The 23597-nt window shown below is 70.1% G+C and carries 22 protein-coding genes; 11 read left to right on the top strand and 11 right to left on the bottom strand.

Going from position 1 to position 23597, the window contains the following annotated elements; genetic code table 11:
- The first annotated feature begins 35 nt into the window (after window positions 1-35).
- Window positions 36-1148, top strand: coding sequence for a D-alanyl-D-alanine carboxypeptidase family protein (locus tag H4W80_RS41480; RefSeq protein ID WP_192790048.1), 1113 nt, complete (start codon window positions 36-38; stop codon window positions 1146-1148).
- Window positions 1149-1235: 87 nt separating this feature from the next.
- Here the strand turns inward: H4W80_RS41480 and H4W80_RS41475 are convergent, their stop codons facing one another.
- On the bottom strand, window positions 1236-2198 hold the full coding sequence (locus H4W80_RS41475) for a YihY/virulence factor BrkB family protein (protein WP_192790047.1): 963 nt from the start codon (window positions 2196-2198) through the stop codon (window positions 1236-1238).
- A gap of 44 nt (window positions 2199-2242) precedes the next feature.
- A complete protein-coding gene (locus H4W80_RS41470; protein ID WP_192790046.1) occupies window positions 2243-3523 on the bottom strand; it encodes an amidohydrolase family protein in 1281 nt (426 codons plus the stop codon).
- 61 nt (window positions 3524-3584) lie between these two features.
- On the opposite strand from H4W80_RS41470, the gene H4W80_RS41465 reads away from it, so the two are divergent.
- The gene (locus H4W80_RS41465; protein ID WP_192790045.1) at window positions 3585-4088 is read left to right on the top strand and encodes a MarR family winged helix-turn-helix transcriptional regulator; all 504 of its coding nucleotides are present in this window, start codon (window positions 3585-3587) and stop codon (window positions 4086-4088) included.
- 115 nt (window positions 4089-4203) lie between these two features.
- Here H4W80_RS41465 and H4W80_RS41460 read toward each other — a convergent pair whose 3' ends face one another.
- Window positions 4204-5082 (bottom strand): haloalkane dehalogenase, encoded by an 879-nt coding sequence (locus H4W80_RS41460; RefSeq protein WP_192790044.1) that lies wholly within the window; start codon window positions 5080-5082, stop codon window positions 4204-4206.
- A gap of 87 nt (window positions 5083-5169) precedes the next feature.
- Here H4W80_RS41460 and H4W80_RS41455 point away from each other — a divergent pair, with 87 nt between their 5' ends.
- The 3 genes from H4W80_RS41455 to H4W80_RS41445 all read left to right on the top strand — a co-directional run bounded on the left by H4W80_RS41455 (window position 5170) and on the right by H4W80_RS41445 (window position 7177).
- Window positions 5170-5643: a MarR family winged helix-turn-helix transcriptional regulator gene (locus tag H4W80_RS41455; protein WP_192790043.1), complete on the top strand. Its 474-nt coding sequence runs from the start codon at window positions 5170-5172 to the stop codon at window positions 5641-5643.
- A 71-nt stretch (window positions 5644-5714) separates the two neighbouring features.
- On the top strand, window positions 5715-6905 hold the full coding sequence (locus H4W80_RS41450) for a helix-turn-helix domain-containing protein (protein WP_192790042.1): 1191 nt from the start codon (window positions 5715-5717) through the stop codon (window positions 6903-6905).
- Between the two features lie 77 nt (window positions 6906-6982).
- The gene (locus H4W80_RS41445) at window positions 6983-7177 is read left to right on the top strand and encodes a hypothetical protein (RefSeq protein WP_192790041.1); all 195 of its coding nucleotides are present in this window, start codon (window positions 6983-6985) and stop codon (window positions 7175-7177) included.
- 138 nt (window positions 7178-7315) lie between these two features.
- Here H4W80_RS41445 and H4W80_RS41440 read toward each other — a convergent pair whose 3' ends face one another.
- Both H4W80_RS41440 and H4W80_RS41435 read right to left on the bottom strand, forming a co-directional pair.
- Window positions 7316-7681, bottom strand: coding sequence for a darcynin family protein (locus H4W80_RS41440; protein WP_192790040.1), 366 nt, complete (start codon window positions 7679-7681; stop codon window positions 7316-7318).
- 56 nt (window positions 7682-7737) lie between these two features.
- Window positions 7738-8631, bottom strand: coding sequence for an NAD(P)H-binding protein (locus H4W80_RS41435; protein WP_192790039.1), 894 nt, complete (start codon window positions 8629-8631; stop codon window positions 7738-7740).
- A 113-nt stretch (window positions 8632-8744) separates the two neighbouring features.
- Here H4W80_RS41435 and H4W80_RS41430 point away from each other — a divergent pair, with 113 nt between their 5' ends.
- From H4W80_RS41430 to H4W80_RS41420, 3 genes are all read left to right on the top strand, one after another.
- Window positions 8745-9719, top strand: coding sequence for a LysR family transcriptional regulator (locus H4W80_RS41430; RefSeq protein WP_192790038.1), 975 nt, complete (start codon window positions 8745-8747; stop codon window positions 9717-9719).
- A gap of 107 nt (window positions 9720-9826) precedes the next feature.
- Window positions 9827-10405 (top strand): dihydrofolate reductase family protein, encoded by a 579-nt coding sequence (locus H4W80_RS41425; protein ID WP_192790037.1) that lies wholly within the window; start codon window positions 9827-9829, stop codon window positions 10403-10405.
- A 255-nt stretch (window positions 10406-10660) separates the two neighbouring features.
- The gene (locus H4W80_RS41420; RefSeq protein ID WP_192790036.1) at window positions 10661-12205 is read left to right on the top strand and encodes an alpha/beta hydrolase; all 1545 of its coding nucleotides are present in this window, start codon (window positions 10661-10663) and stop codon (window positions 12203-12205) included.
- Window positions 12206-12254: 49 nt separating this feature from the next.
- On the opposite strand, the gene H4W80_RS41415 is transcribed toward H4W80_RS41420, so the two are convergent.
- Window positions 12255-12974, bottom strand: coding sequence for a GntR family transcriptional regulator (locus tag H4W80_RS41415; protein WP_192790035.1), 720 nt, complete (start codon window positions 12972-12974; stop codon window positions 12255-12257).
- A gap of 3 nt (window positions 12975-12977) precedes the next feature.
- Window positions 12978-13565 (bottom strand): GntR family transcriptional regulator, encoded by a 588-nt coding sequence (locus H4W80_RS41410; RefSeq protein WP_318787293.1) that lies wholly within the window; start codon window positions 13563-13565, stop codon window positions 12978-12980.
- A gap of 204 nt (window positions 13566-13769) precedes the next feature.
- Between H4W80_RS41410 and H4W80_RS41405 the strand changes: the two genes are divergently transcribed.
- Complete coding sequence (locus tag H4W80_RS41405) at window positions 13770-14099, top strand: hypothetical protein (RefSeq protein WP_192790034.1); 330 nt, start codon at window positions 13770-13772, stop codon at window positions 14097-14099.
- Between the two features lie 820 nt (window positions 14100-14919).
- Here H4W80_RS41405 and trpS read toward each other — a convergent pair.
- Complete coding sequence (gene trpS, locus H4W80_RS41400; RefSeq protein ID WP_192790033.1) at window positions 14920-15924, bottom strand: tryptophan--tRNA ligase; 1005 nt, start codon at window positions 15922-15924, stop codon at window positions 14920-14922.
- A gap of 14 nt (window positions 15925-15938) precedes the next feature.
- Window positions 15939-17252, bottom strand: coding sequence for a hemolysin family protein (locus tag H4W80_RS41395; protein ID WP_192790032.1), 1314 nt, complete (start codon window positions 17250-17252; stop codon window positions 15939-15941).
- A gap of 86 nt (window positions 17253-17338) precedes the next feature.
- Here H4W80_RS41395 and galE point away from each other — a divergent pair, with 86 nt between their 5' ends.
- Window positions 17339-18289 (top strand): UDP-glucose 4-epimerase GalE, encoded by a 951-nt coding sequence (galE, locus tag H4W80_RS41390; protein ID WP_192790031.1) that lies wholly within the window; start codon window positions 17339-17341, stop codon window positions 18287-18289.
- 210 nt (window positions 18290-18499) lie between these two features.
- Here galE and H4W80_RS41385 read toward each other — a convergent pair whose 3' ends face one another.
- Together H4W80_RS41385 and H4W80_RS41380 are read right to left on the bottom strand one after the other, a co-directional pair.
- Window positions 18500-19486: a malate dehydrogenase gene (locus H4W80_RS41385; protein WP_192790030.1), complete on the bottom strand. Its 987-nt coding sequence runs from the start codon at window positions 19484-19486 to the stop codon at window positions 18500-18502.
- 53 nt (window positions 19487-19539) lie between these two features.
- Entirely contained in the window at window positions 19540-21540 is a 2001-nt protein-coding gene (locus H4W80_RS41380; RefSeq protein ID WP_192790029.1) for a serine/threonine-protein kinase, read from the bottom strand.
- Between the two features lie 144 nt (window positions 21541-21684).
- On the opposite strand from H4W80_RS41380, the gene H4W80_RS41375 reads away from it, so the two are divergent.
- On the top strand, window positions 21685-22812 hold the full coding sequence (locus tag H4W80_RS41375; protein WP_192794035.1) for a saccharopine dehydrogenase family protein: 1128 nt from the start codon (window positions 21685-21687) through the stop codon (window positions 22810-22812).
- Window positions 22813-23597 lie beyond the last annotated feature (785 nt).

The following is a 23597-nucleotide window of genomic DNA, read 5'->3' as shown; positions in this document are numbered from 1 at the left end:
CATGGGCATTCACTCGAAGCTACGCTGAGATCGCCATGTGGACGAAACTCGTGCCGGTCACGGCACTCATCGCCTCGGTCTCGCTCACCGGCGGGACCGCATATGCCGCTCCGACGACACCGGTCGGGGGTGAGGCGCTGGGCAGCCGCGGCCTGGTGACGCCCGAGGGCGTCAAGGAACCGCCCAAGACCCAGGCTACGTCGTACGTCATCGCGGACGCGGACACGGGCGAGGTGCTCGCCGCCAAGGACCCTCACGGGCGCTACCTGCCGGCCAGCACGCTCAAGACGCTGACCGCGCTCACGCTCATTCCCAAGCTCGACAAGGACCGCAGGATCCGGCCCAGCGAGAACGCCTGCAACCAGGAGGGCACGGCGGTCGGCCTGTCGGTCAAGGCGACGTACAAGGTCGACGACCTGTTCAGGGCGCTGATGATGTCGTCGGGGAACGACGCGGCCATGGCCCTGGCCGAGACGAACGGCGGCGTCGCCAAGACCATGAGCGACATGAACGCCGTGGCCAAGCGGCTGCAGGCGTACGACACCGTGGCCAAGACGCCCAGCGGGCTGGACAAGCCGGGGCAGAGCAGCTCGGCGTACGACCTGGCGCTGATCGCCCGCGCCGGCCTCGCCAATCCCGCTTTCCGCGGATATATCAGTACGAAGACCTCCAAGTTCCCCGCGCCCAAGGGCTACTACGAGATCAGCAACCACAACAAGCTGCTCTGGCGCTACAAGGGCATGATCGGCATCAAGAACGGCTGGACCTCGAAGGCCCTGGGCAGCTTCGTCGGCGCGGCCAGCCGCGACGGGCACACGATCGTCGTGAGCATCATGCGGCACGAGGGCTACTTCTGGGAGGAGGTGGCCAAGCTGCTCGACTGGGGCTTCTCGGTCAGGGGCAAGGTCCAGCCGGTCGGCCGGCTCGTGGACCCGCTCCCCGAGGTCCAGGCCGCCCCGCGCTCCTCCGCCCCGCCGGCCTCCAAGGTCACGCCCGCGGCCCAGCCGCCGCTGCTGGACACGGCCGCCTCCAAGCAGACCGACTCCACCAGGACGATCGGGTCCGTGGTGATCGGCGGGGGGCTGCTGTTCGGGCTGGTCTGGCTCGGATTCGGCATCCGCCGCCGGCGCGGCCGCTCAGGCTCCTGACTGACGCGCCCGCGCCGCCTCAGGCTCCTGACTGACGCGCCCGTGCGACCTCAGGCTCCTGACCTGACGTGCCCGCGCGGCCCCCGCTCAGGCTCCTGACGTGCCCTCGCGCAGGGCCCAGGCGTCCGGGTTCGCGTACGGGACCGGGGTCGGAGAGGGCGGCGGGCAGCGGCCGGCGGTGGCCGTCCAGGCGGCGACGTAGAGCACGAGCCTGGCCGAGAAGTTGATCCAGACGAGCAACCCGACGATGACGGCGAACGTCCCGTAGACCGGGTTGCTCAGCGTCTGCCCGAGCAGCAGCGTCGCCGCCTGCTTGAGCGCCCCGAAACCGATCGCGCCCAGCAGCGCCCCCCTGGCGATCAGCCGGAACGGCCGGGTCGGCCGGTCCACCCACCCGAGCAGGATGAGGAACAGCAGCCAGTCGGCCCCCACGCTCGCCACCACGCCCGCCAGCCGCAGCCCCCAGGTGGCCGGCGCCGACTCGCTCCCGAAGACGAACTGCATGACCTTGTCCGTGGCCGTGGTGGCGAACCCGGCGACCAGCACGGACACGATCATCGTGGTCCCGATCAGGATGATCGAGGCCAGGTCGCGCAGCTTGCCGACGAGGAAGTTGAGCGGCGGCGCGGTGGTCATCGACATCTCGCGCAGAGCCCCGCGCAGCGCGTCCAGCGCGCCGAGCCCGGCGTAGAGCAGACCGAGCAGACCGACGATCCCGGCCGTCTGCCTGGCGGTGGCGATGGCGTCGAGGTTGAGCTGGGTGGCGATGCCGGGCAGCCGCTCGACGATGGCCTTCTCCAGCGCGTCCCTGGTGGCCTCGCTGGTCGCCACCACGAACCCGAGCACCGCGTACGAGAGCGCCACGAGCGGGAAGAACGACAGGAACGCGTAGTAGGTGACGGCGCCCGCGAGCGTGTCGCCGGACTGGTGCTGGTAACGCCGCACCGCCCTGATCAGGTGGTCCAGCGCCGGACGCCGTTCCCGCCAGCGGGTCACCTTGCGGCGACCCCAGGCCCTGACCGCCTCGATCCGCTTCACCACGCTCGCCATCACGCGCCTCCTGGGGACCCACTACCCCGGCGCCGGGGCGACGATCAGGGGTTCGCCACCATATCCGCCGATTCGATCAGCGTGGAGAGGACCGCCGCCACGTCGTGGTGGAGCAGCCGCCCGTCACGCTTGACCACCCGGCCCCCGACCAGCACGGTGTCCACGGCGCTGGTGTCGGCGTTGAGCACGACGGCGCCGATCGGGTCGTGCGCCGCCGCCATGCCGAGCGTGTCCGTACGCAGCAGCACGACGTCGGCCTGCTTGCCCGGCCGCAGCGAGCCGATGACGTCCGCGAGGCCCAGCACCTGGGCGCCCTCGATGGTGGCCATGCGCAGCGCGTCGCGGGTGGTGAAGCCCATCCCGGCGCCGTCGGGGCGGCCGCGTTCGAGCAGGTGAACCGTACGCATCAGGCTGAACATGTCCCCCGGCGCGCAGACCACGGTGTCCGCGCCGAGACCCGTCGGGATCCCCGCGGCCCTCAGCCGGCCGGTGGCGGGGTAGCCGAGGCCCAGATTCATCTCGTCCACGGGGGCGAGCGAGGCGGTGCCGCCGGCGGCCGCGATGCGCCGGAGCGCCTCGTCGGTGTAGTGCAGCGCGTGCACGAAGGTCGTGGGGGTGGCCAGGAGGCCGTTCGCCTCCAGGAACGCGAGCCCGCGCTCGGCGCTCTCCGCGCCGTGGCCGCCGAGGTGCGCGGTGACGGGAAGGCCGAGCTCGGCCGCCACGCGCCACTCCTCGAGCGAGCGCTCCTCCCCCACGATCTCCGGGCCGAGCGCCGCGACCACCATCGTGACCAGCCCGGACGCGCAGAAGAGCGTGTCGTGGACGCGCCGGGTCTCCTTGGTCAGCTCGCCGGAGTCGCCGCCGTAGCAGTAGCCGAACACGGCCCGGATGCCCGACTCGCCCAGCCCCCGTACGGCCGCGTCGGTATGGTCCGGGCTGAACTGGACGTGCGACCAGTCGAGCAGCGTGGTGATGCCCGCGTCCAGGCACTCCAGCGCGCCCGCGAGGTTGCCCGCGTAGACGTCCTGGGGGCGGTGGCGGGGGGCGAGCTCGGTGAGGACCCGCCGCAGGTACGTGTCGAACGTGATGTCGGGCGCGACGGCCCTGATGCCCGCCTGCCAGGTGTGGCGGTGGGTGTCGACGAACCCGGGGAGCACGATCCGCCCGGTCGCGTCGATCACCTCCGCGCCCGCGACCTCCGGCAGGCCGGGGCCCACTTCGGCGATGAGGCCGTCCTCGATCCGCACGTCCACCTGGCCCAGCACGACGGGGTCGGGCTCGGTGTCCACGACGACGCCGTTCCTGATCAAGATCGTAGATGTCATAGCCAAAAGCTTAATGAGAAGCTTTTTTGAAAGCAATATTGCGACAGGTATCCTCGATGGCGTGAACCACGATGAGGTCGACGCGCTGGTCCCCCGCTGGAAGGACGCGGGCCTGTCGCCGTCCCTCATCGCCGCCCTGGAGCTCAGCAAGCGGGCGGCGCGGCTCCACCTGATGTTCGACAAGGTGATCAAGGCCGAGCTGGCCGAGCTGGGGCTGACGTACGCCGAGTTCGACGTGCTGGCCGCGCTGAGCCGGGCGCCGGCGTACCGGATGAAGCCGAGCGAGCTGTCGAAGGCGCTGTTCCTGACGTCAGGCGGGATCAGCAACGTGCTGCAGCGACTGGCGGCGGCGGGATACGTCGAGCGCGAGGCCAACGCGGGCGACGCGCGCAGCCGCTGGGTGCAGCTCACGGAGGAGGGACAGCGCATGGCGGAGGCCGCGCTGGTGGCCTCGGGGCGGGCGCACGAGGAGGTGGCGGGCGGGATCCCGGACGAGGTCGTGCGCGAGGCGGCCGACGCGCTGCGCGGGGTCCTCTCCCGCGTCGGCCGCCGCCGCTACCGCTGACCCCGCGTCCGCCACCGCCGACCCCACGTCGGCCTCCCCCGCCACCGCCGACCCCACGTCGGCCTCCCCCGCCACCACCGACCTCGCGTCGGCCGCCGCCACCGCCGACTCCCCGCTATGAGGCGCTCTCCCGCAGCCCGTGGCGGGCCGCCCAACCGGCGATCGCGGCGGCGATGGCCTCGGGGCGGTCCTCGGTGACGTGATGGCCGGCCGGGCCGCAGTGCTCGACCTCCAGGGCGGCCATGTTCGCGGCGCACCAGGCGGCCACCTCCGGCCCGATCAGCAGCGTCGGGGAGGAGTCGAAGGTCAGCAGCAGCTTGGGCACGTCAGCGCTGGCCCCGAGCCACTTCCCGTAACCCTCGACCCGCTCGGCCACGTCGGCGGGCTCGCCGTCCAGCGGCAGGGACCGCGCCCACTCCAGCAGCGGCCGCCGGCTCTCCCTGGTGGGGTACGGCGCCCGGTACGGCTCCTTCTCCTCCTCGCTCAGGCTCGTCAGCACGCCGCCCGAGAACGCCGTCTCCACGAGGAAGTTCTGGTCGAGCGCCAGCGCCTCCCCCTGGGCGCTCCGCAGCGTCTCGGCGCGGGCCCGCGGGGCCTCACCCAGGTCGCTCCAGCTCATCGTGCGGACGATGGACTCCATGAAGGCCACCCCCCGGACCCGCTCCGGGTGGCGGGCGGCCCAGTCGAACGCCAGCGCGCCACCCCAGTCGTGCCCGACGAGCACCACCTCGTCCAGCCCGAGCGCGTCGAACCACGCGTCGAGGTAACGGGCGTGGTCACCGAACCGGTAGGGAATGTCCGGCTTCCCCGAGCGCCCCATGCCGATCAGGTCGGGGGCGAGCAGGCGGCCGTCCAGCCCCGGCAGCACCTTCCGCCACGCGTGCGACGAGGCGGGATTCCCGTGCAGGAACACGATGGGCAGGCCGGAAGCGCCGGAGTCCTCGAAGTACATGGTCGAGTCGAGCACGTCGATCGTCGGCATGACGGTTCTCATTTCGGTTTCGTAAGTGCGACTAACGTTTATGGCACTAACGAACGTACATCGTTAGTGCCACTAACGCAAGGGGCTATGATCGGAAGCATGACGGACGACCTCAGGGCCACCCCCGCAGCGCTGCGGCTCCTGCCCAGCCGGACGCTGTCGCTGGTCGCGATGCACGCCGACCGGCTGGTGAACGAGGGCCTGGCCGCCGTCGACGCCCGCAAGTGGCACTACGCGGCGCTCGTCGCGCTCCGCGAGTCTGGCCCGGTGAGCCAGGCCGAGCTGAGCAGGCGCACCGGCATCTACCGCAGCGACATGGTCGCCGTCATCAACGAGCTCGCGGAGCGCGGCTTCGTCGAGCGCGCCCCCGACCCCGCCGACCGCCGCCGCAACGTCATCACCATCACCCCCGAGGGCACCCAGCAGGTACGGCGGCTGCACACGCTCATCGCGAGCCTTCAGGACGAGCTGTTCGCCCCTTTGAGCCAGCCGGAACGTGAGCAATTGTCAGGTCTGCTGACCCGCCTCCTGGAGCATCACGGGCGCTCCGGCAGCTCCTCTGAGCAGGGCTGAATCCAGGACAGGCGATCTCCTGGAGCCCTAGCCTGTGGGATGTCGGGACCCACCCAGGAGGCCGCACGTCCATGTCCGAAATAGCCACCGGGCAGATGATCAGGCTGCAGCGCGAACGAAGGGGCATGAGCACCACCGCGCTGGCGACCCAGTCCGGCTGCACCCCGAGACACATCGAGCTGATCGAGCACGGCAAGCGAACCCCCTCGCTCCCCCTGCTGCGGGAGATCGCCAAAGTGCTGGGCGTACGCACCGCCGTGCTCTTGGGGGAGACCCCGCGCGACTCGCACGAACCCAGCCGGCCGCAGATCAGCGACATCGAGCGGGCGTTGTTCACGTGGCGCTCGCTGGAGCCCGACATCGAGCCGCCCGACGCCGACCAGCTCTCCGAACGGGTGGCCTCGGCCCGCAACGCCTGGTTCACCTCGGCGCACCGCTACTCGATCCTGATGGCGTCCCTGCCGTCCCTGATCTCCGACGCCGAGAACCTCGCGCTCGAGGACACGCCGCAGGCCCACAGCGTCGCGTCCGACGCGTACATGCTGGCCAGGGGCGTGCTCAAGCACCTGCGGCGGGTCGATCTCGCGCATCTGGCCGCCGACCGGGCCATGCGGTTCGCCGAGGAGTCGGGGGATCCGCTGATCCGGGCGTGGGCGTACTGGAGTCTGGGGCAGTCGATGTTGTCGGACGACATGCACCAGATCGCGTACGACGTCGGCCGGCGCGGCATCGAGATGCTGGAGCCCCACGTCGCCGACGGCGACGACCGCCACGTGAAGGCGCTCGGCGCGCTGCACCTGCTGACCGCGATCGGCGCGGCGCGCGGGGGCGACGACGACGAGGCCAGGGAGATCGTCCGCGGGCCCGCGGCGCGGCTCGCGCAGCGCGTCGAAGACGGGGCCGACGTCTACGACCTGGCCTTCTTCGGGCCGACCAACGTCGCCATCCACATGGCCAGCATCGAGAACGACGTGGGGCGCCCGGAGGCGGTGCTGCAGATCGCCGACGACATCGACCTGCGGCGCACCCCGTCCATCGAGCGGCGCGCCACCCACCTCAGCCAGGTCGCCCGCGCCTGCGAGGACGTGGGCGACGACGCCGCCAGCCTGCTGCATCTCCTGCGGATCGAGCGCGAATGCCCGGAGGAGCTGGATCACAAGCTGCTGCTCAGGGAGATGGTGCGGTCCCTGGCGCGGCGCGCGCGGCCGTCGTGGGCGCCGGAGGTCCGCTACCTGGCCGAGCGCCACGGCATCGCGAACTGAGAGTTCGGGCCGGACGAACGGGGAGTTCTGTGGCCCGAGTTCGTCACGGAACGGGGTGCGGGTGACACTCTGCGTTCATGACCATAGCGCCGAGTGCCGAGTTCGTCATGGAACGACTGCTTCAGGAGGCGACGCGGGAGTTCCCCGGGTGGTCGTTCCAGCGGGATCGCTCAGGCTGGACCGCCACCCACGGGGACACCCGCCTCACCCGCCCCAGCCTCGCGGCCCTGCGCGCCCTGCTCCGCCTGCACCGGGGCACCCGCAGGGACTGACCGGGGAACGTCAGCCCCCGGCGGGGACTCGGCGACCCTGACACCTCAGGGGCGCTTGCGACAGCCGCCTGGCGGGGCTTACCGCTCGGGGGGCCGAGTCGCCCGCGCCGAGCACTCTGGATGGGTGGGGGCGGTGGGTCAGGTGCTGATGGTGGCGACGGGTTCGAGGCCGTAGGTTCGGGCGTAGCCGTTCTCGGTGCCGACGAGGAGGTCGACGACCTCGAAGTAGCGGTCCCAGAACGGGGTTTCGCGCAGTGCGTCGACGAGGAGCTGGTAGGCGTGGTGGTCTTCGGCTTCCCACACCCAGACGTCGGTGACGCGCGCGGAGTAGAACTCCGTGTCGTAGAAGCGTGACCGGACGCCGGTGGTCCTGGCCTCGATGGCCGGCAGGACCTGGGTGGTGAAGGCGTCCACGCGTTCCTGGACGCTCAGGGCGAGCCACTCGGGTGTGGTCTTGACCAGCATGAACGCCGTGACCGGCGGTTCGGTCTGCTCAGCGGGCATCAGGGGCCTCCAAGGTGGCAGGTGGTCTTGGTTCGCCGGCTTCTGGGTGCCGGACTTCAGGAGAGGACGGCGGGCTTGAGGGTCTGGGCGCACCACTGCTCGAAGCTGGTGGGGGAGGTCGTGTCCGGGGTACGGGCGACACCGGCGTCGAGACCCTCGTCCTTGGCCCGCTTCATGTCGACGAGGCCCTGGACGAATGCCTCGTTGAGGCCGTACCCGACGAGGGTGGTGTACAGCTCGTCGAGCGGCTGGCGCTCGTAGCGGACGGGGCGGCCGAGCTGTTCGGTCATGATGCGGGCGAGGTCGTTGGGGGAAAGGTCCTGCGGCCCGAGGACCGGGACGCTGCCGGTGCCGGTCCACGAGCGGTCCAGCAGCAGGCCGGCGGCGGCGGCCGCGAGGTCGGCGACGGCGACCAAGGGGGCCTTGCGGTCGGCGTCGACGGTGTCGGTGAAGACGCCCTTCTCGCGGATCGAGTCGGACTCCTCCAGGAGGTTCTCGAAAAAGGACGGGCTGGCCAGGGCCCGGTAGGCGACGCCGGTGCCGGCGATGAGGTCGTCCATGGCGAGGGAGGCGGTGACGAGCCCGGCCCGGTCGGCGAGCGGGGTGCCGCGGCCGAGCGCGGAGACGCCGACGACATGACCGACGCCGTGGGCGGCGAGCGCCTTGGCGGCGGGGCGGGTGAAACCGCTGAAGGCGTCCTGCGGGGTCAGGGAGGCGTCCGGCGGGACGAGCCAGAAGACGGCGTCCGCGCCCTCGAAGGCCCGGTCGAGGACCTCGGCTTCCGCGTGCGAGCCGGTGACCACCTCGACGCGTCCGCGCGCCGCGTCCGGAAGCCGGGCGGGATCGCGCACGATCACGCGCAGTTCCTCGCCCGCGGCGGGGGCGGCCTCCAGGAGCCGGGAGAGCAGGTGACGGCCGATGTTCCCGGTGGGAGCGGTAATGACGATCATGAAAACCTCGCAGGTCGTGCCGGTCCGGTACGCCCTTTATCGTGCTGAGAATCTTCGTGCTGCCACAATGGGAACTTCGGCACGGAATCATTGACTGAAATGGAATAATGCTGGTGAGCAGCCCGGATCCGGTCATCGACGCCAATCTCGCCATCGCGCTGGATGCTCTGCTGGCCGAGCACAGCGTGACCCGCGCCGCCGCACGTCTGCACACCTCGCCCGCCGCCATGAGCCGCACCCTCGCCCGTCTGCGCCGCATCCTCCAGGACCCCCTCCTGGTCCGGGCCGGACAGACCATGGTTCCCACCCCACGCGCCCAGGCCCTGCGCGAGGAGGCCGCCGCAGTGGTACGCAGCCTCGGAGCGCTGCTCAGCCCCGGCGCGAGCGTCGACCCCGCCGGCCTCCGCAGCACCTTCACCCTGCAAGCCGCCGACCTGGTCGGCGCGGCACTGGCCCCCGGACTGCTGCGACTGGCCCAGCGGGAGGCGCCGGGGGTCTCGTTCCGGATCCGGGCCGAAGAGCTGGAGGCCGGACCCGCCCTGCGCGACGGCCGGATCGACCTGGAGATCGGATCCATCGACCACGTGGACCCGGAAACCCAGGTCGAAGAGCTGGTCAGCCTCCGAATGGTGGCGGCCGTCCGGCCCGGCCATCCGCTCACCGAAGGACCGCTGACCCCGGCCCGGCTTGCTGCCGCCCAACACGTCGCGGTCAGCCGCCGCGGCCGGTTCACCGGCCCCCTCGACACCGCCCTGGCCGAGCAGAACCTCCACCGGCGGGTCAGCGTCGTCCTGCCCAGCCACCTGGCCGCGATGACCCTCGCCGCCCGCAGCGACGTCGTCTGCCTCGTACCTGCCGCGCTTCCCGGCGCCGCCCCCTCGCCCCTCACCCACGACGCCGGCGCCCTCGGACTGCGCCTCCTCGACATCCCCCTGGCACTGCCACCGCTGACCATCGGCATGGCCTGGCACCCCCGGCACACAGCCGACGGAGCCCACCGCTGGCTCCGCGACGCCGTCCGCCGGACTCTCCGCACACCGGCAGCAGCTTCTGAGATCACCGTGGCGGACGCGACCGACCCCGAGTAGCACGACACCGCGCTGGGGTGCTCGTGGTGTCAAGACGGCCGGGTCGGCTCCGACCTTCTCGTGACGGCGCCGGACGGCGGCGCCGCTGGATCGAAGGAAGGCTCGCGATGGGCAAGGTAGTGCTGGATGTGTCGATGTCCCTGGACGGGTTCACGGCGGGAGCGAACGTCCGGAAGGAGGAGCCCATGGGGGACGGCGGCGAACGGCTGCACGAGTGGATGGCCGGGGAAGGACCGGACAGCGAGGTCGACCTCGGCATCCGCCGGCAGGTGGACGCGGCGGCAGGAGCCGCCGTCATCGGACGGCGCACCTTCGACCTCGGCCTGGTCCCGTGGGGCGGCACACCATGGCCCGGCGTCCCGAGCTTCGTGGTCACCCACCGCACCAGGGAGGACCTCCTCGGCGACAACGGCGGGACGTTCGCCTTCGACGGGCTGGAGGCCGCGGTCCGACGCGCCAAGGACGCCGCCGGGGACAAGGACGTCCTGGTGCTGGGTGCGGACGTCGCCCGGCAGTTGCTCGGGGCGGGCCTGCTGGACGAGGTATGGCTCCACCTCGTCCCCTTGCTGATGGGGGCGGGCACGCCGCTGTTCGGCGGGGAGCGGGCCGAGCTGGTCCAGGAGGGGAAACCCGTCACGGGGGCCGCGGCGGTGACCCACCTGCGCTACCGCGTCCTGAAGCCCTGACGCCCCTGACGGTCGCCGCCTGGCGAGGACCGCTCCGGGGGGCGGCCACGGCGACGACGACAGGGCCTTGCCGTACATTCTCATCGCCCTTCTTGCCCAGGCCCTCGGACACCCGGCTGTGGTGGCGCCGGGGCGGGCGGGGCCGGACGGCGACCTCTAGGACCAAAGGTCCAGTGCCGTAGTCCTCGCGAAGGAGCCGCCGATCCATACTTCCGCCCGATTCACACCTGTCCGGCGGCCGTCGAAGATCAGAACATGCGAAGACTCAGCGCATTGTTGATCGGACTCATCGCCTCGATCTCCTTAATCACACCCGGCGCGACCGCCACCACGCAGGCCGCGCAGCCACGGGACACGATCTCGTGGGTGCCGTGCCCGGAGGAGCCGGCCGTCGAATGCGGGACGCTCACCGTGCCCATCGACTGGAGCCGGCCGTCGAACGGCACGTTCGAGGTGGGTGTCGCCCGCCGCAAGGCCACCGATCCCGCCGCCAGGGTCGGCGCGCTCGTGCTGGGAGCGGGCGGCCCCGGCGGATCGGGGGTGGGGCTGGTCCTCGGCAGCCCGGAAATGCTCAGCCCCGAGATCCTGCGCCGCTTCGACATCGTGGGCCTCGACCCGCGGGGCACCAACCGCAGCCACCCCGTGGTCTGTTCCACGGACCTGATGACTCAGGCCCCGGACCCGCTCATGAAGAGCCAGGCCGACTTCGACAGGATGCTGGCCTTCAACGACCGCCTGCGGGCCGACTGCCGGGCGCGTACCGGCCCGCTGTTCGACCACGTCGACTCGCTCAGCACCGCGGCCGACCTCGACGCCTTCCGCGCCGCGCTCGGCGAGGACAAGCTGACCTACTGGGGCGGCTCCTACGGCACCCTCCTCGGCCAGTTGTACGCCGAGCGCTACCCGTCGCGGGTCCGCGCCTTCGTGCTCGACAGCACGATGGACCACAGCCTGGGCACGCAGGGCTTCATGGACACGGAGACCTGGGGCGCGCAGGACGCCTTCAACGAGTTCGTGGCCTGGTGCGAACGCGACAACCGCTGCCTCCAGCATGGAAAGGACCTCAGGTCGATCTGGCGGGGGCTGCTGGACCGGGCCGACCGCGGCGAACTCCCCATGCCGGGTGACCCGGACACGCGGCTGACCGCCTTCCAGCTCATCAGCTCCGCTTCGGGCGCCTTCTACGATCCGGCCAACTGGCTGCCGCTCTCCCAGCTGATCACCGACCTTGAGTCCGGGCGGACACCGCGCGCGGACGCGCTGCCTCTGGCGATCGGCCGGACTCAGGCGCAGGAGGTCAGCCCCAACCCGTTCCAGATCTTCTGCCTGGACTTCCGGCTGCCCGTACGCGACTACCGCGAGTTCAGCAAGCACCTGCGCCGCCTGGCGAAGATCGCGCCCGACATGCGTTACAGCCCGCTGGCGATCGGCCCGGTCGTCTCGTGCCTCGGCCAACCGGACCCGATCCCCAACCCGCAGCACCGGCTGAAGGTGCGTACGGGCACCCCGCTGCTGGTCCTCAATTCCCTGCACGACCCGGCCACCGTCTACCCGTGGGCGCTCAGCACGACCCAGCAGCTGGGCCGGTCGGGCCGGCTGCTCACGTACGAGGGCTGGGGCCACATCGTCTACGGACGCGGAGCCTGCGCCACGGAGGCCGCCGACGCGTACCTGATCTCGCGGACCCTCCCGGCGCCGGGGGCCCGCTGCCCGGCCGTCCCGCCCGCCGAGGTCCGGACGTTCAGGGAGCCCGTCACTCCGCTGCCCGGCACACCGGGCTGGATGCTCTCCTTCCGTTGATCACTTGATGAGGGGTGGCTCGTACACGTACGAGCCACCCCGCTGTCGACTATTGGCCGGCGACCTGGTGGTACGAGAGCTCATAGAGGTGCCCGCCTTTGATCAGGATCGAAATCTCCACCGGTCGCTGGAAGTCGCTGTAGACGACCCGGAATTGCCGGAAAACCGGTACATCGGCCGGCAGGTCCAGGCCCTCTACTTCGTTCACGGTGGGTTGCCGGACAGAGATGCGATCATCGAAATACCGCTCAGGAAACCCAAGGTCCGCCAGGACCTGTGGCGCGCCACCGCGGATCTTCTTGCGGCTTGCCAGAGGGCTCCCAGCGGCGATGTCCACGGGATAGTACGACCACGAGAGCTCAACGGGCTCGCCGTCATGCAGCAGCAGCCGATGACGCATGATGACGCCGCCACCGGGAGACATCGCGAATGCCGCGGCGACATCGTTGGGCGGCTCCACCTCGCCGACGTCGAGCAGTTCGTAACTGTAGCCACGCGGGCCCGGAGACTTGTACGTGGTGGCTTCGACAACGAATTGCCGTCCCTCTCGGACGAACACCCCTTTGCCAGCATGGCCGCGTACGAATCCCTCGTCCTTCAGTGATTGAAGGGCGCGTTGAATCGTCGCGTTGGCCGCCTCGAAACGCGCAACCAGGTGGGGTGTCGAAGGAAGTCGCTCGCCCGGCTTCAGCGCGCCGGACATGATCTCGGCTCGCAGCTCCGCAGCGATCTGCTGATGACGAGGACGTGGGTCCGGGCGCCTTGCCAAGTGTCAGATCTCCTCGTTAATGATCATTCTGTAGCGAAGCTCACGCCCGTCGGCGACCATCGTCATGACGGTGGCCTCGATCGGCATTCCAGTGTCCGTGCGCAACACTCTAGTGAGGACCATCACCCAGTCTTCCGGCTGGATATCAAGCGCATCCTGTTCAGGCTTGGTCGAAGGACGGGCCGTTACCGACTCCTCAGCCGTATGGGGCCGGTGACCGAGTTCGGCCAGCGCGGTGAGGGCCCCGCCTGGAATCTTGCGCTCTTCGGCCAGCCGCGTGCCACGGGCGATCGACGCCGGATAATAGGAGTCGGCCAATTCCGTCGGCCGGCCGTCGAGGAGTACCAGCCTCCGCCGGATGACCGCCGTCCCCTCGGGACCGAGGTCGAGCACCTCTGCCACTTCGCGGGGAGGGCTCGCCTCTTCCACGCCGCGCAAACGGTTCGTACCGACGTGACCATGCGCGGCCGCCTCCTCCGTCCAGGCATCCGCTTCGCCGGGCCGCCGCGGCCTTACGTAAGGGGTGGAGACGCTGGCCCAGCCTGTGTCTGGCATGTGCTCCTCCATCAAGACGAAAAGGACCACCAGCACGCCACTGTCCGATTCGTACGTGGCGCCTGGATCAAAGCGTACTCAGGTCAGCCCCAACTCTACCTTGCCGCCTTTCGGGAATGGCATTAAGGTTGACTCGGGCCGCCAAGGCTTGAATCCCAGGCCCCGATCAGGAATCGAGGTCCACATAGTGATGGCTTGTCTTTACCGCACCGGCAGGCAGGCGACCGGATGGCTGATGCTATGACGGACACCGAGCCGGACGGCGTCATTCCTCCGGCGCATCAGAACATGCGCCAGGTCGTCGCGCAGGCGGCACTCCTGCAGGACTGGACAGGTCGCCAGCTTTCGACCCTGAGAAACACCTATCCGGCATGGGACATCGGACGCGAGCGTGATGTGTCCGGCCAGATGTGGTGGACCGCAAGGCTGCGCCAGCAGCTCAGCCTCGACATGGTGGCAGCTGGGGTGCTGCAGACCGTCCAGCAGCCGGACGCCATTGCACTCGCGGCAACACTGGCCTGGCAGACGGCTTTCTTGCAATACGCTCGGGCCCGCGTCGCACCACGGTGAGCATGCTGGTCCGAGGAGCCTAAAGCCAAAGATCCGGCCTTGCGTAAGGAAGCCGTCTCTCGGCCTCATAGGCCCGGCAAGAAGAGATCCCAACGGACTCTATGGGTCAGAGCCCAGACACTATGAGCCGGCGCGGCGGTGCTTCCCTTCGACCGGTCTCATCGCCGCGCCACAAGATCCCCGACAGTCCTCCGGGGTGCTGCTGGCCCCACCCGTCCGGGTCGGGCGGGGTTACTCTTCTGCCGCCACCGAACTGACGCGGCCTCCGAAATGACGTCTTTTGGCGCGCCCCTGACGCCCGACCGAGCCCTGCGGCGGTGTCCATACCTCCGGCGTCCGCCGCCACGCCACAGAACTGATGCACCATGCACCGCTGGAACCCGCACATCCCTCACAGCCCACAACTCCGAGTGCGCCAGACCTCCTGTTGCGGCGAATACGAACTCGCCTCCGAGGGAGGCCAGTACTTCGTCCTTCGGCCGACCGTGGATGGCGGTTACGAGGAGGCCACAAGAGACCTGTTCGCTCGCGCTGCGCGGGTGTTCACCGGACTCGCCTCCCAACACCGATGCCGAAGACGTCCGTGAGCCGGTCGGAGCGGCCCGAAAATACGCGGCGCTTCAGCCGGACCTACGCCGGACCATCACGACCCAGCCGCTGGCCGCCGATCTCCTCGGCCGCTTGCTGATCCTCCACACGGCCATCGATCCAGCTTTCGGCTGGTCGAGCGCGAAGCGCTCCCGGCGAAGACCTTTGGCCCGGGGCGGGCTCCAGCGGGCCCACCCGGTAACCGGGCAACGGGTGGGTGGCGCCGCGTGACCTACGGCGTGGGGAGGAAGCCGACCTTGTCGCGGACCTCGGCCATCGTCTGCCTGGCCACCGCCGCCGCGCGCTCGGCGCCGATGGCGAGGAGGCGGTCGAGCTCGGCCTCGTCCGACAGCAGCTTCTCCGTGCGCTCCCTGATGGGCGTGAACGTGTCCGCCACCGCCTCCGCCACGTCCTTCTTGAACGTGCCGTAGCCCTGCCCCTCGTAGCGGGCCACGAGGTCAGGGATGGGGGTGCCGGTCAGGGCCGACTGGATGCGGAGCAGGTTGGAGATGCCCGGCTTGTTCTCCTCGTCGAACAGGACCTCCGAGCCCGTGTCCGTGACCGCGCGCATGACCTTCTTGCGCAGCGGGCCGGGCTGCTCGAGGACGTCGAGGATGCCGGCGGGGCTCGAGGAGGACTTCGACATCTTCGCCGTGGGGTCCTGGAGGTCGGTGATCTTCTCGACCTCCTTGAGGATGTACGGCTCGGGCAGCGTGAAGGTGTCGCCGAAGCGGTGGTTGAAGCGCTGGCCCAGGTCGCGGGTGAGCTCCAGGTGCTGCTTCTGGTCGGCGCCCACCGGGACCCGGTTGGCCTGGTAGAGCAGGATGTCGGCGGCCTGGAGGATCGGGTAGGTGAACAGGCCGACGCTGGCCGCGCTCTCCCCGAACTTGGCCGACTTGTCCTTGAACTGGGTCATCCGCCCCGCCTCGCCCATGCCGGTGAGGCAGATCAGGATCCAGGCGAGCTCGGTGTGCTCGCGCACGTGCGACTGCACGAAGATCGTGGACCGCTCCGGGTCGAGGCCCGCGGCGAAGAGCTGGGCGGCGGCGACGCGGGTGCGGCGGCGCAGCGCGGCGGGCTCGGTCGGCACGGTGATCGCGTGGAGATCGACCACGCAGTAGAAGGCGTCGTGGGTCTCCTGCAGAGCGACCCACTGCCGGACGGCACCCAGGTAGTTGCCCAGGTGGAAGGAGTCCGCTGTGGGCTGGATGCCGGAGAGTACACGAGGTCTGGCCATAGCACGCAATTGTGTCAGGAATCTTGCTCGGGCGGCGACTCGGCCGCTGGGCCGCGTTTCACTCTCACCCTCGCGATACGGCGTCCGTCCAACTCTGTGACAGTCATCTCAAAACCCGATATTTCCACCTTTTCCCCTACAACCGGCACATGCCCCAGCATTGCCATTACAAATCCGGCAAGGGTCTCATAAGGACCGTCCGGCAGCCGGATGCCGGTCTCGGTGGCGAAGTCGTTGAGGTTCGTGAGGCCGTCGATCTCGCTCTCGCCGGCGGGCAGGATCACGATGTCCTCCTCCTCGTCGTACTCGTCCCGGATGTCCCCGATCAACTCCTCGACCAGATCCTCCAGGGTCACGATGCCCGCCGTGCCGCCGTACTCGTCCACCACGATCGCCAGGTGCTGGCCCTCGTCGCGCATCTCGTTCAGCGTGCTGAGCAGCCGCTTGGAGGCGGGCACGAACTTGGCCGGCCGGATCGGCACCACCGCGCTGATCGGCTCGGTCCGCCCGTTGAGCTCGGGGTCCAGCAGGTCCCGTACGTGTACGAACCCGATGACCTCGTCGTACGTCTCCCGATAGACGGGGAAGCGCGAGTGCGGCAGCCCCGCCGCGAGCCGGGCCGCCGCGTCCAGCGGCGTGTCGGCGTCCATGAACTCGACCTCGGTACGCGGCAGCATCACCTCCCTGAGCTGCCGTTTCCCGGCCGCGAACACCTCGCCGATCAGCTTGCGCTCGTCGGCGGTGAGGTCGGTGTGCCCGACCACCATGTCACGCAGCTCCTCGGTGGTGACCTCTTCGCGGTCAGCCTCCGGATTGCCCCCGAGCAGCCGGACCACGAGGTCGGTGGACTTCGACAACATCCAGATGATCGGCCGCGACAGGGACGCGATCCGGTCGAGGAACGGCGCCACGTACAGGGAGAGCCCCTCGGCCCGCTGCAGCGCCAGGCGCTTGGGCGCCAGCTCGCCGAGCACGAGCGACACGTACGAGATCGCCAGCGTCACCAGCACGAGCCCGAGCACGGGGGCGACGGCCTGGGGCACCTGCCAGCGCTCCAGCACGGGCACGAGCTGCGCGGCCAGCCGGTCGGCCCCGAACGCGGCCGACAGCATGGTGGCGACGGTGACGCCGATCTGTACGGCGGACAGGAAGCGGTTGGGGTCGTGGGCGAGCTTGGCCACCCGCTCGCCGCGGCGGCCGCGCTGGGAGAGCTTGCGGACCTGGCTTTCCCGGAGGGAGACCATGGCGATTTCGGCGGCGGCGAAGAACCCCCCGATCAGGATGAACACCAGAACCAGGGCGATGTTGGCCGCGAGGGTGTCAAACATGGTGGTTGGCAGCGTACTCGGCGGACTTCGCGCGTATGCTGGGCGGCGAGCCGTACAAAATCCAACATATTTGAACAGGAGTACACATGAGGCTATTGGTCACCGGGGGTGCCGGATACGTCGGCAGTGTCGTGGCGGCGCAGCTCGTCGAGGCAGGGCACGAGGTGACCGTACTCGACGACCTGTCAACCGGGCATCAGGACGCAGTGCCGGAAGGTGCCCGATTTGTCCAAAAAAGCATCACCGAGGCACACGACGTGCTCGACGGCATGGACGCGGTCCTGCACTTCGCGGCCAAGTCACTGGTGGGCGAGTCGGTGGAGAAGCCGGGCCTCTACTGGGCCCACAACCTCGGCGGCACGCTGGCCCTGCTCGACGCCATGCGGGACAAGGGGGTGAGCAGGATCGTGTTCTCCTCGACCGCGGCCACGTACGGGGAGCCCGAGCGCTCCCCCATCGAGGAGGACGACCCCACGCGCCCGACCAACCCCTACGGCGCCTCCAAGCTGGCCGTCGACACCGCGCTGAGCGCGTTCGCGGGGATCCGCGGGCTGGGCGCGGTGAGCCTGCGCTACTTCAACGTGGCCGGCGCCTATGGCCGCTACCGCGAGCGGCACACGATCGAGACCCACCTCATCCCGAACGTCCTGAAGGTCGCGACCGGCGAGCGCGAGTCCGTGAGCGTCTTCGGCACCGACTACCCGACGCCCGACGGCACCTGCGTGCGCGACTACGTCCACGTGTCCGACCTGTCGCGGGCGCATCTGCTGGCGCTGGAGGCCGTCACGCCGGGCGAGCACAAGATCTACAACCTGGGCAGCGGCACCGGCTTCTCCGTGCAGGAGGTGATCTCGGTCTGCCGCGAGGTCACCGGGCACGAGATCCCGGCCGTGGTCGGGGACCGGCGCCCCGGCGATCCCGCCGTGCTGGTCGCCTCGTCCGCCAGGATCCAGCGCGAGCTCGGCTGGAAGGCCGAACGGCCCGCGCTGCGCGACATCGTCTCCGACGCGTGGGAGGCGCTTTCCGCAAACGCGTGATACGGCGCCGCAAAATGTGCTGTGATATCGAAATGTGAGGAACTTTTCACCAAGGGTCACGAAGCTGCTCTTCGGTGTCCTCATCGTGACGGGTAGCCTTCTGGCCGCCGCGGGCGTGATCTTCGCCACCCCGCCGGCCGTCCCCGCCGTGCAGCCCGTGCCCTGTCCGCCCTGAAGCCCCCCGCGCGAGGCGGGGGGCCGGGCCGGTCGTCAGATGAGGCCGAGCTCCTTGACCGCGTCGCGCTCCTCCTCCAGCTCGCGCACGCTGGCGTCGATCCGGTCGCGGGAGAACGCGTCGATCTCGAGACCCTGGATGATCTCGAACTTGCCGTTGGCCGCACGCACGGGGAACGACGAGATGAGCCCCTCGGGAACGCCGTAGGAGCCGTCGGAGACGACGGCCGCGGAGGTCCACTCGGCGCCGTTGACCCAGTCGTAGACGTGGTCGATCGCCGCGTTGGCGGCCGAGGCGGCCGAGGAGGCGCCGCGGGCCTCGATGATGGCGGCGCCGCGCTTGGCCACCGTCGGGATGAACGTCTCGCGCAGCCACTCGCCGTCGACCTGCTCGGCCGCGATCTTGCCGCCCACCTCGGCGTGGAACAGGTCGGGGTACTGCGTCGCGGAGTGGTTGCCCCAGATCGTCATCTTCTTGATCTCGGTGACCGGCACCTGGAGCTTGGCGGCCAGCTGGGACAGCGCGCGGTTGTGGTCGAGCCGGGTCATCGCGGTGAAGCGGTCGGCGGGCACGTCGGGCGCGTTCTGCTGGGCGATGAGCGCGTTGGTGTTGGCCGGGTTGCCCACGACCAGGACCTTGATGTCGTCGGCGGCGTGGTCGTTGATCGCCTTGCCCTGGGGGCCGAAGATGCCGCCGTTGGCGCCGAGCAGGTCGCCGCGCTCCATGCCGGCCTTGCGCGGCATGGCGCCGACCAGCAGCGCGACGTTGGCGCCGGCGAAGGCGACGTTGGGGTCGTCGGTGATCTCGATGCCGGACAGCAGCGGGAACGCGCAGTCGTCGAGCTCCATCGCGGTGCCCTCGGCCGCCTTCACCGCCGCCGGGATCTCCAGCAGGCTGAGCTTGACCGGGACGTCGGCGCCGAGCAGCTGCCCCGAGGCGATGCGGAACAGCAGTGCGTAGCCGATCTGACCGGCCGCTCCGGTGACGGTTACCTTGACCGGCCCGTTGGCTGACGACGCCATGGCCTTCCCCTCACTCGCAGGATATTGGTTGACTTTGGGATGCTACCTGCTCGTCATCCGCAGGTTTCCATCGCGGGCACCTTCTGCTCCGGATCGAATTCGACCTTGGCGAAGTACTTGCTCAGAAGCTGCTTCATGAAGCCCGTGCTATAGAGGTCGGCGATGACCGCCTTGACCGCCTTGCAGGTCTTCACGTCGCCGTTCTTGATGCCGACGGCGTACCGCTCGTTGTTGAACTTGGCGCCGAGGATCTTGTAGCGCATGTTCTCGCGGGCGGCGAACCCGGCCAGGATCAGGTCGTCGCCGGGGACCGCGTCCACCTTGCCGTCCCTGAGCAGCTGCATGCAGACGGCGTAGTCGCCGGCCGAGACCGGCTCGACCTTCACCTTCTCCTGCACCTCGCGGACGGACGGGCTGTCGGGCGCGCAGAGCTTCTTGCCCTCCAGGTCGTCCACGGAGTCGATGCCGCTGCCCGCGCGCACGAGGACGTCGTGGTGCGCCACATAGTACGGCCCCGCGAACTGGGTCTCGGAATTGTCGACGGAGTAGGTGGCCACCACCAGGTCGACGCTGCCCTCGGCCAGCGCGTCGTCCCGGTCGCCCCTGCTGACCTTGACCAGCGCGGTGTCCTTGGCTCCTAACTCGGCGGCGATGCGCTTGGCGACCTCGATGTCGAAGCCCTGGAAGTCGTCACCGTTCTGCAGCGCGATGCCGGGCAGGTCGCCCTTGACGCCGATCACGATCTTCCCGGTCTGCGCCACTTTGTCGACCACCGTGGCGAACGCGGTCGAGGGAGTCTTCTGCCCGACGGTCTCCGTGGGCTCGGGCCCCTCCCGGAACGCCAGCGGCCAGCCGCCGTTCATCGCGAGCGCGATGGCGGCGGAGGCGAGCAGGACGACGGCGGTGCCCACCGCGATCCACACCCTCGCGCGGCGCGAGCGCCCGGGCGGGGAGGGATCAGTCAGCGGGTACGGCGCCCCGCCCCCCTCCGGCGGCACCGTCGTCGCGGGTGACGCCGTCGCGGACGGCGCCGTGGGCGGCGTCGTCGCGGGGGGCATCGTCGTGGGCGGCAGCGTCGCGGGGGACGCCGCCGTGGGGGGCGGTGTCGTCGCGGACGGCGCCGTCGTGGGTTTCGGCCGCGGCAGGTCCGTGATCGACCCCGCCGACACCCTGCTGAACGGCGTCGTGTCGTCGCTGGCCACCTGCACGCCCCGGGTGAGCACCGCCGTGGACGCCCCCACCGTGGACGGCTGCCCGAGCAGCCGCAGCAGGATCTGGTCGGCGGACGGCCGGTCGGCCGGGGACTTGGACAGCGCGGAGCGCACCACGCCCTGCAGCGGCTCCGGCATCATGCCGACGTCGACCTCGTGGTTGAGGATCCGGTTGAGCACCACGGCGATGGACTTGCCCTCGAACGCGGGCTTCCCCGTGGCCGCGAACGCGATGGTGGCGCCCCAGGAGAACACGTCCGTGTAGGGCCCGACGTCGTCGCCCGCGATCTGCTCGGGCGCCATGTAGGCGGGGGTGCCGATGGCCCGGCTGGTGATCGTGCCGGTGGAGTCGATGATCCGGGCGATGCCGAAGTCCACCACGCGCGGCCCGTCGGCGGCGATCAGCACGTTGTCGGGCTTGAAGTCCCGGTGGACGATCGAGGCGTGGTGGATCGCGGTGAGCGCGGTCGCCGTGCCGATGGCCAGCCGGTCGAGCACCGTGCCGCTGAGGGGCCCGTCGGTCTCGATGATGTCCCTGAGCGCCCGGCCGTCGATGTACTCGCTGGCGATGTACGGCGTGTTGCCGTCGAGATCGGCCTCCATCACCCTGGCCGTACAGAACGACGCCACCCGCTTGGCCGCCTTCAGCTCCCTGGCGAAACGCGACCTCGCGATCGTGTCACCGGTGAACTTGACGTGCAGCAGCTTGATCGCCGCCTGCTCCCCGTCGTCGTTGACGCCCAGGTAAACGATGCCCTGACCGCCTTCCCCGATCCGTCCGGACAGCCGGAAGGACCCCAGCTGGGTGGGATCGCCGGCGACCAACGGCGAGATTTGCGGCATTCGTCATCCCCACGTGTGCTAACCCCATCGACGCAAACTTTACGACGTTCAGCAACTCCTCAGGGATCCGTTAAGCGTTCGTGACGTCACGGTTTTACCGGTGTGGAGTTGCGCGTGCGGGCCGTCGAGGGAAGGCTCTGGATCATGGAGCGCCCCTACGACATCGTACTTTTCGGAGCGAGCGGCTTCACCGGCGCGCTCACGGCCGCCTACCTGTCGCAGGCCGCCGGACCCGGCACGCGCTGGGCGCTGGCCGGGCGCGACCGCGCCAAGCTGGAGCGGCTGGGGCTCGACGTACCGATCCTGCTCGCCGACGCCACGGACCCCGCCTCGGTGGCCGCGCTGGCCCGCCGGACGCGCGTCCTGGCCACGACGGTCGGCCCCTACGTGGCGTACGGGGAGCCGCTGGTGGCCGCGTGCGCCGAGGCCGGCACGCACTACCTGGACCTGACGGGCGAGCCCGAGTTCGTGGACCTGGTCTACGTGCGCTACCACGACCGGGCGGCCAGGAACGGCGCCAAGCTGGTGCACGCCTGCGGCTTCGACTCCATCCCGTACGACCTGGGCGTGCTCCACACCGTCACCCACCTCCCCGAGGGCGTCCCGCTCAGGGTGAGCGGCTTCCTGCGGGCGAGGATGACCCCGTCGGGCGGCACCCTGGCCACGATGATGTCCATCCTCGGCCGCGCCCGCCAGGCGGTCCAGCAGGGCACGCAGCGCCGCTCCGCCGAGCCCCGGCCCGCCGGCCGCAGGGTGAGCTCGCTGCCCGGCGGCGTGCGCTACGTGGGCGGCTGGGCGCTCCCGATGCCGAGCCTCGACCCGTTCGTCGTCGGCTACTCGGCCCGCCTCCTCGACCGCTACGGCCCCGACTTCACCTACCGCCAGCACTACGCCGTCCGCACCCTCCCCGAGGCCCTGGCCACCGTGACGGCCGCCGGCGCCTTCGCCGCGCTCGCCCAGCTCCCGCCCGTACGCGGCTGGATCCAGGACCGGCTGAAGCCCGGCGAGGGCCCGTCGGCCGAGCGCCGCGCCCGGAACTGGTTCAAGGTCACGTTCCTGGGCGAGGGCGGGGGCGAGCGCGTGGTCACGGAGGTCGCGGGCGGCGACCCGGGCTACGGCGCGACGGCCAGGATGTTCGCGGAGTCGGCCCTCTGCCTCGCCTTCGACGACCTCCCCGACCGCGCCGGCCAGCTCACGACGGCCTCGGCCATGGGCCTGCCCCTCATCGACCGCCTGCGCGCGGCGGGCATCTCCTTCGTCAGAAAGCGGTGACGCGGCAAGCGGACTCGATCGAGGAGGTGTGTCAGGGCCTCGGCAGTGGTGCGCCCCCTCCACTGCTCCGTCTCCCTTCGTTGGACCTCCAGTGCGATCTGCACCTCGACACGCCGCCGACCGGCCTCATCCTGGGACGTCCTGCTGGAGCCACCGCTCGCGTCGTGCGACAGGCGGGGGACGATCGCCCCGCTCGTCCAGGTGGACCCTGCGACGAGCACCGCGAGCCGCGCCAGGAGCCAGCGTCCGCAGGCGATCCGGCGCACCGTGCCCGCGCGCGGATCCAGGCGCACCCAGACTTCATCGGAAATCACTCGAGCCCCTTTTTGGCGATTCCGCATTCTGCTACTTTTCCGCACGCGGGGAAGACGACTCTTGTTGCTGACCGTTTTCCTGGTGTTTCTGTTACTGGTGACACCGGTGGCCGCCGCGGCCGCCAACTCACCTCCGCACCGCGTGGAAGCGGACCGATTCGGACACCGCCAAATGGTGGACATCACCGCGTTCAACAGCCCTCACATACTGCGATATCTCCAGGTGACGCGGCGATACCGCTGGATGGGCACGGGCGCGGGACTGGCCACGGGGGCTTTCAGCGCGTCATCCGGCTCATTGTTTCTGGCTCCTTACTTCGTGCCGGCCGGCTGGCTCCTGGGGATCATGGCCGGCGAAATCGCATTCGGCCACCCACGGAGCGTAATTCGGCGCTCGCCGGAAATACGGCTGGTCCCGCCGCCGCTCGCCGCGACCTGGCTGATCTGCGCCGCCCTCTCCTGCGGAGTCGC

This window comes from Nonomuraea angiospora (assembly GCF_014873145.1).
Classification (GTDB): domain Bacteria; phylum Actinomycetota; class Actinomycetes; order Streptosporangiales; family Streptosporangiaceae; genus Nonomuraea; species Nonomuraea angiospora.
The sequence above is the reverse complement of the archived record's forward strand: the minus strand, read 5'-3'. Positions and strand labels throughout refer to the sequence as shown.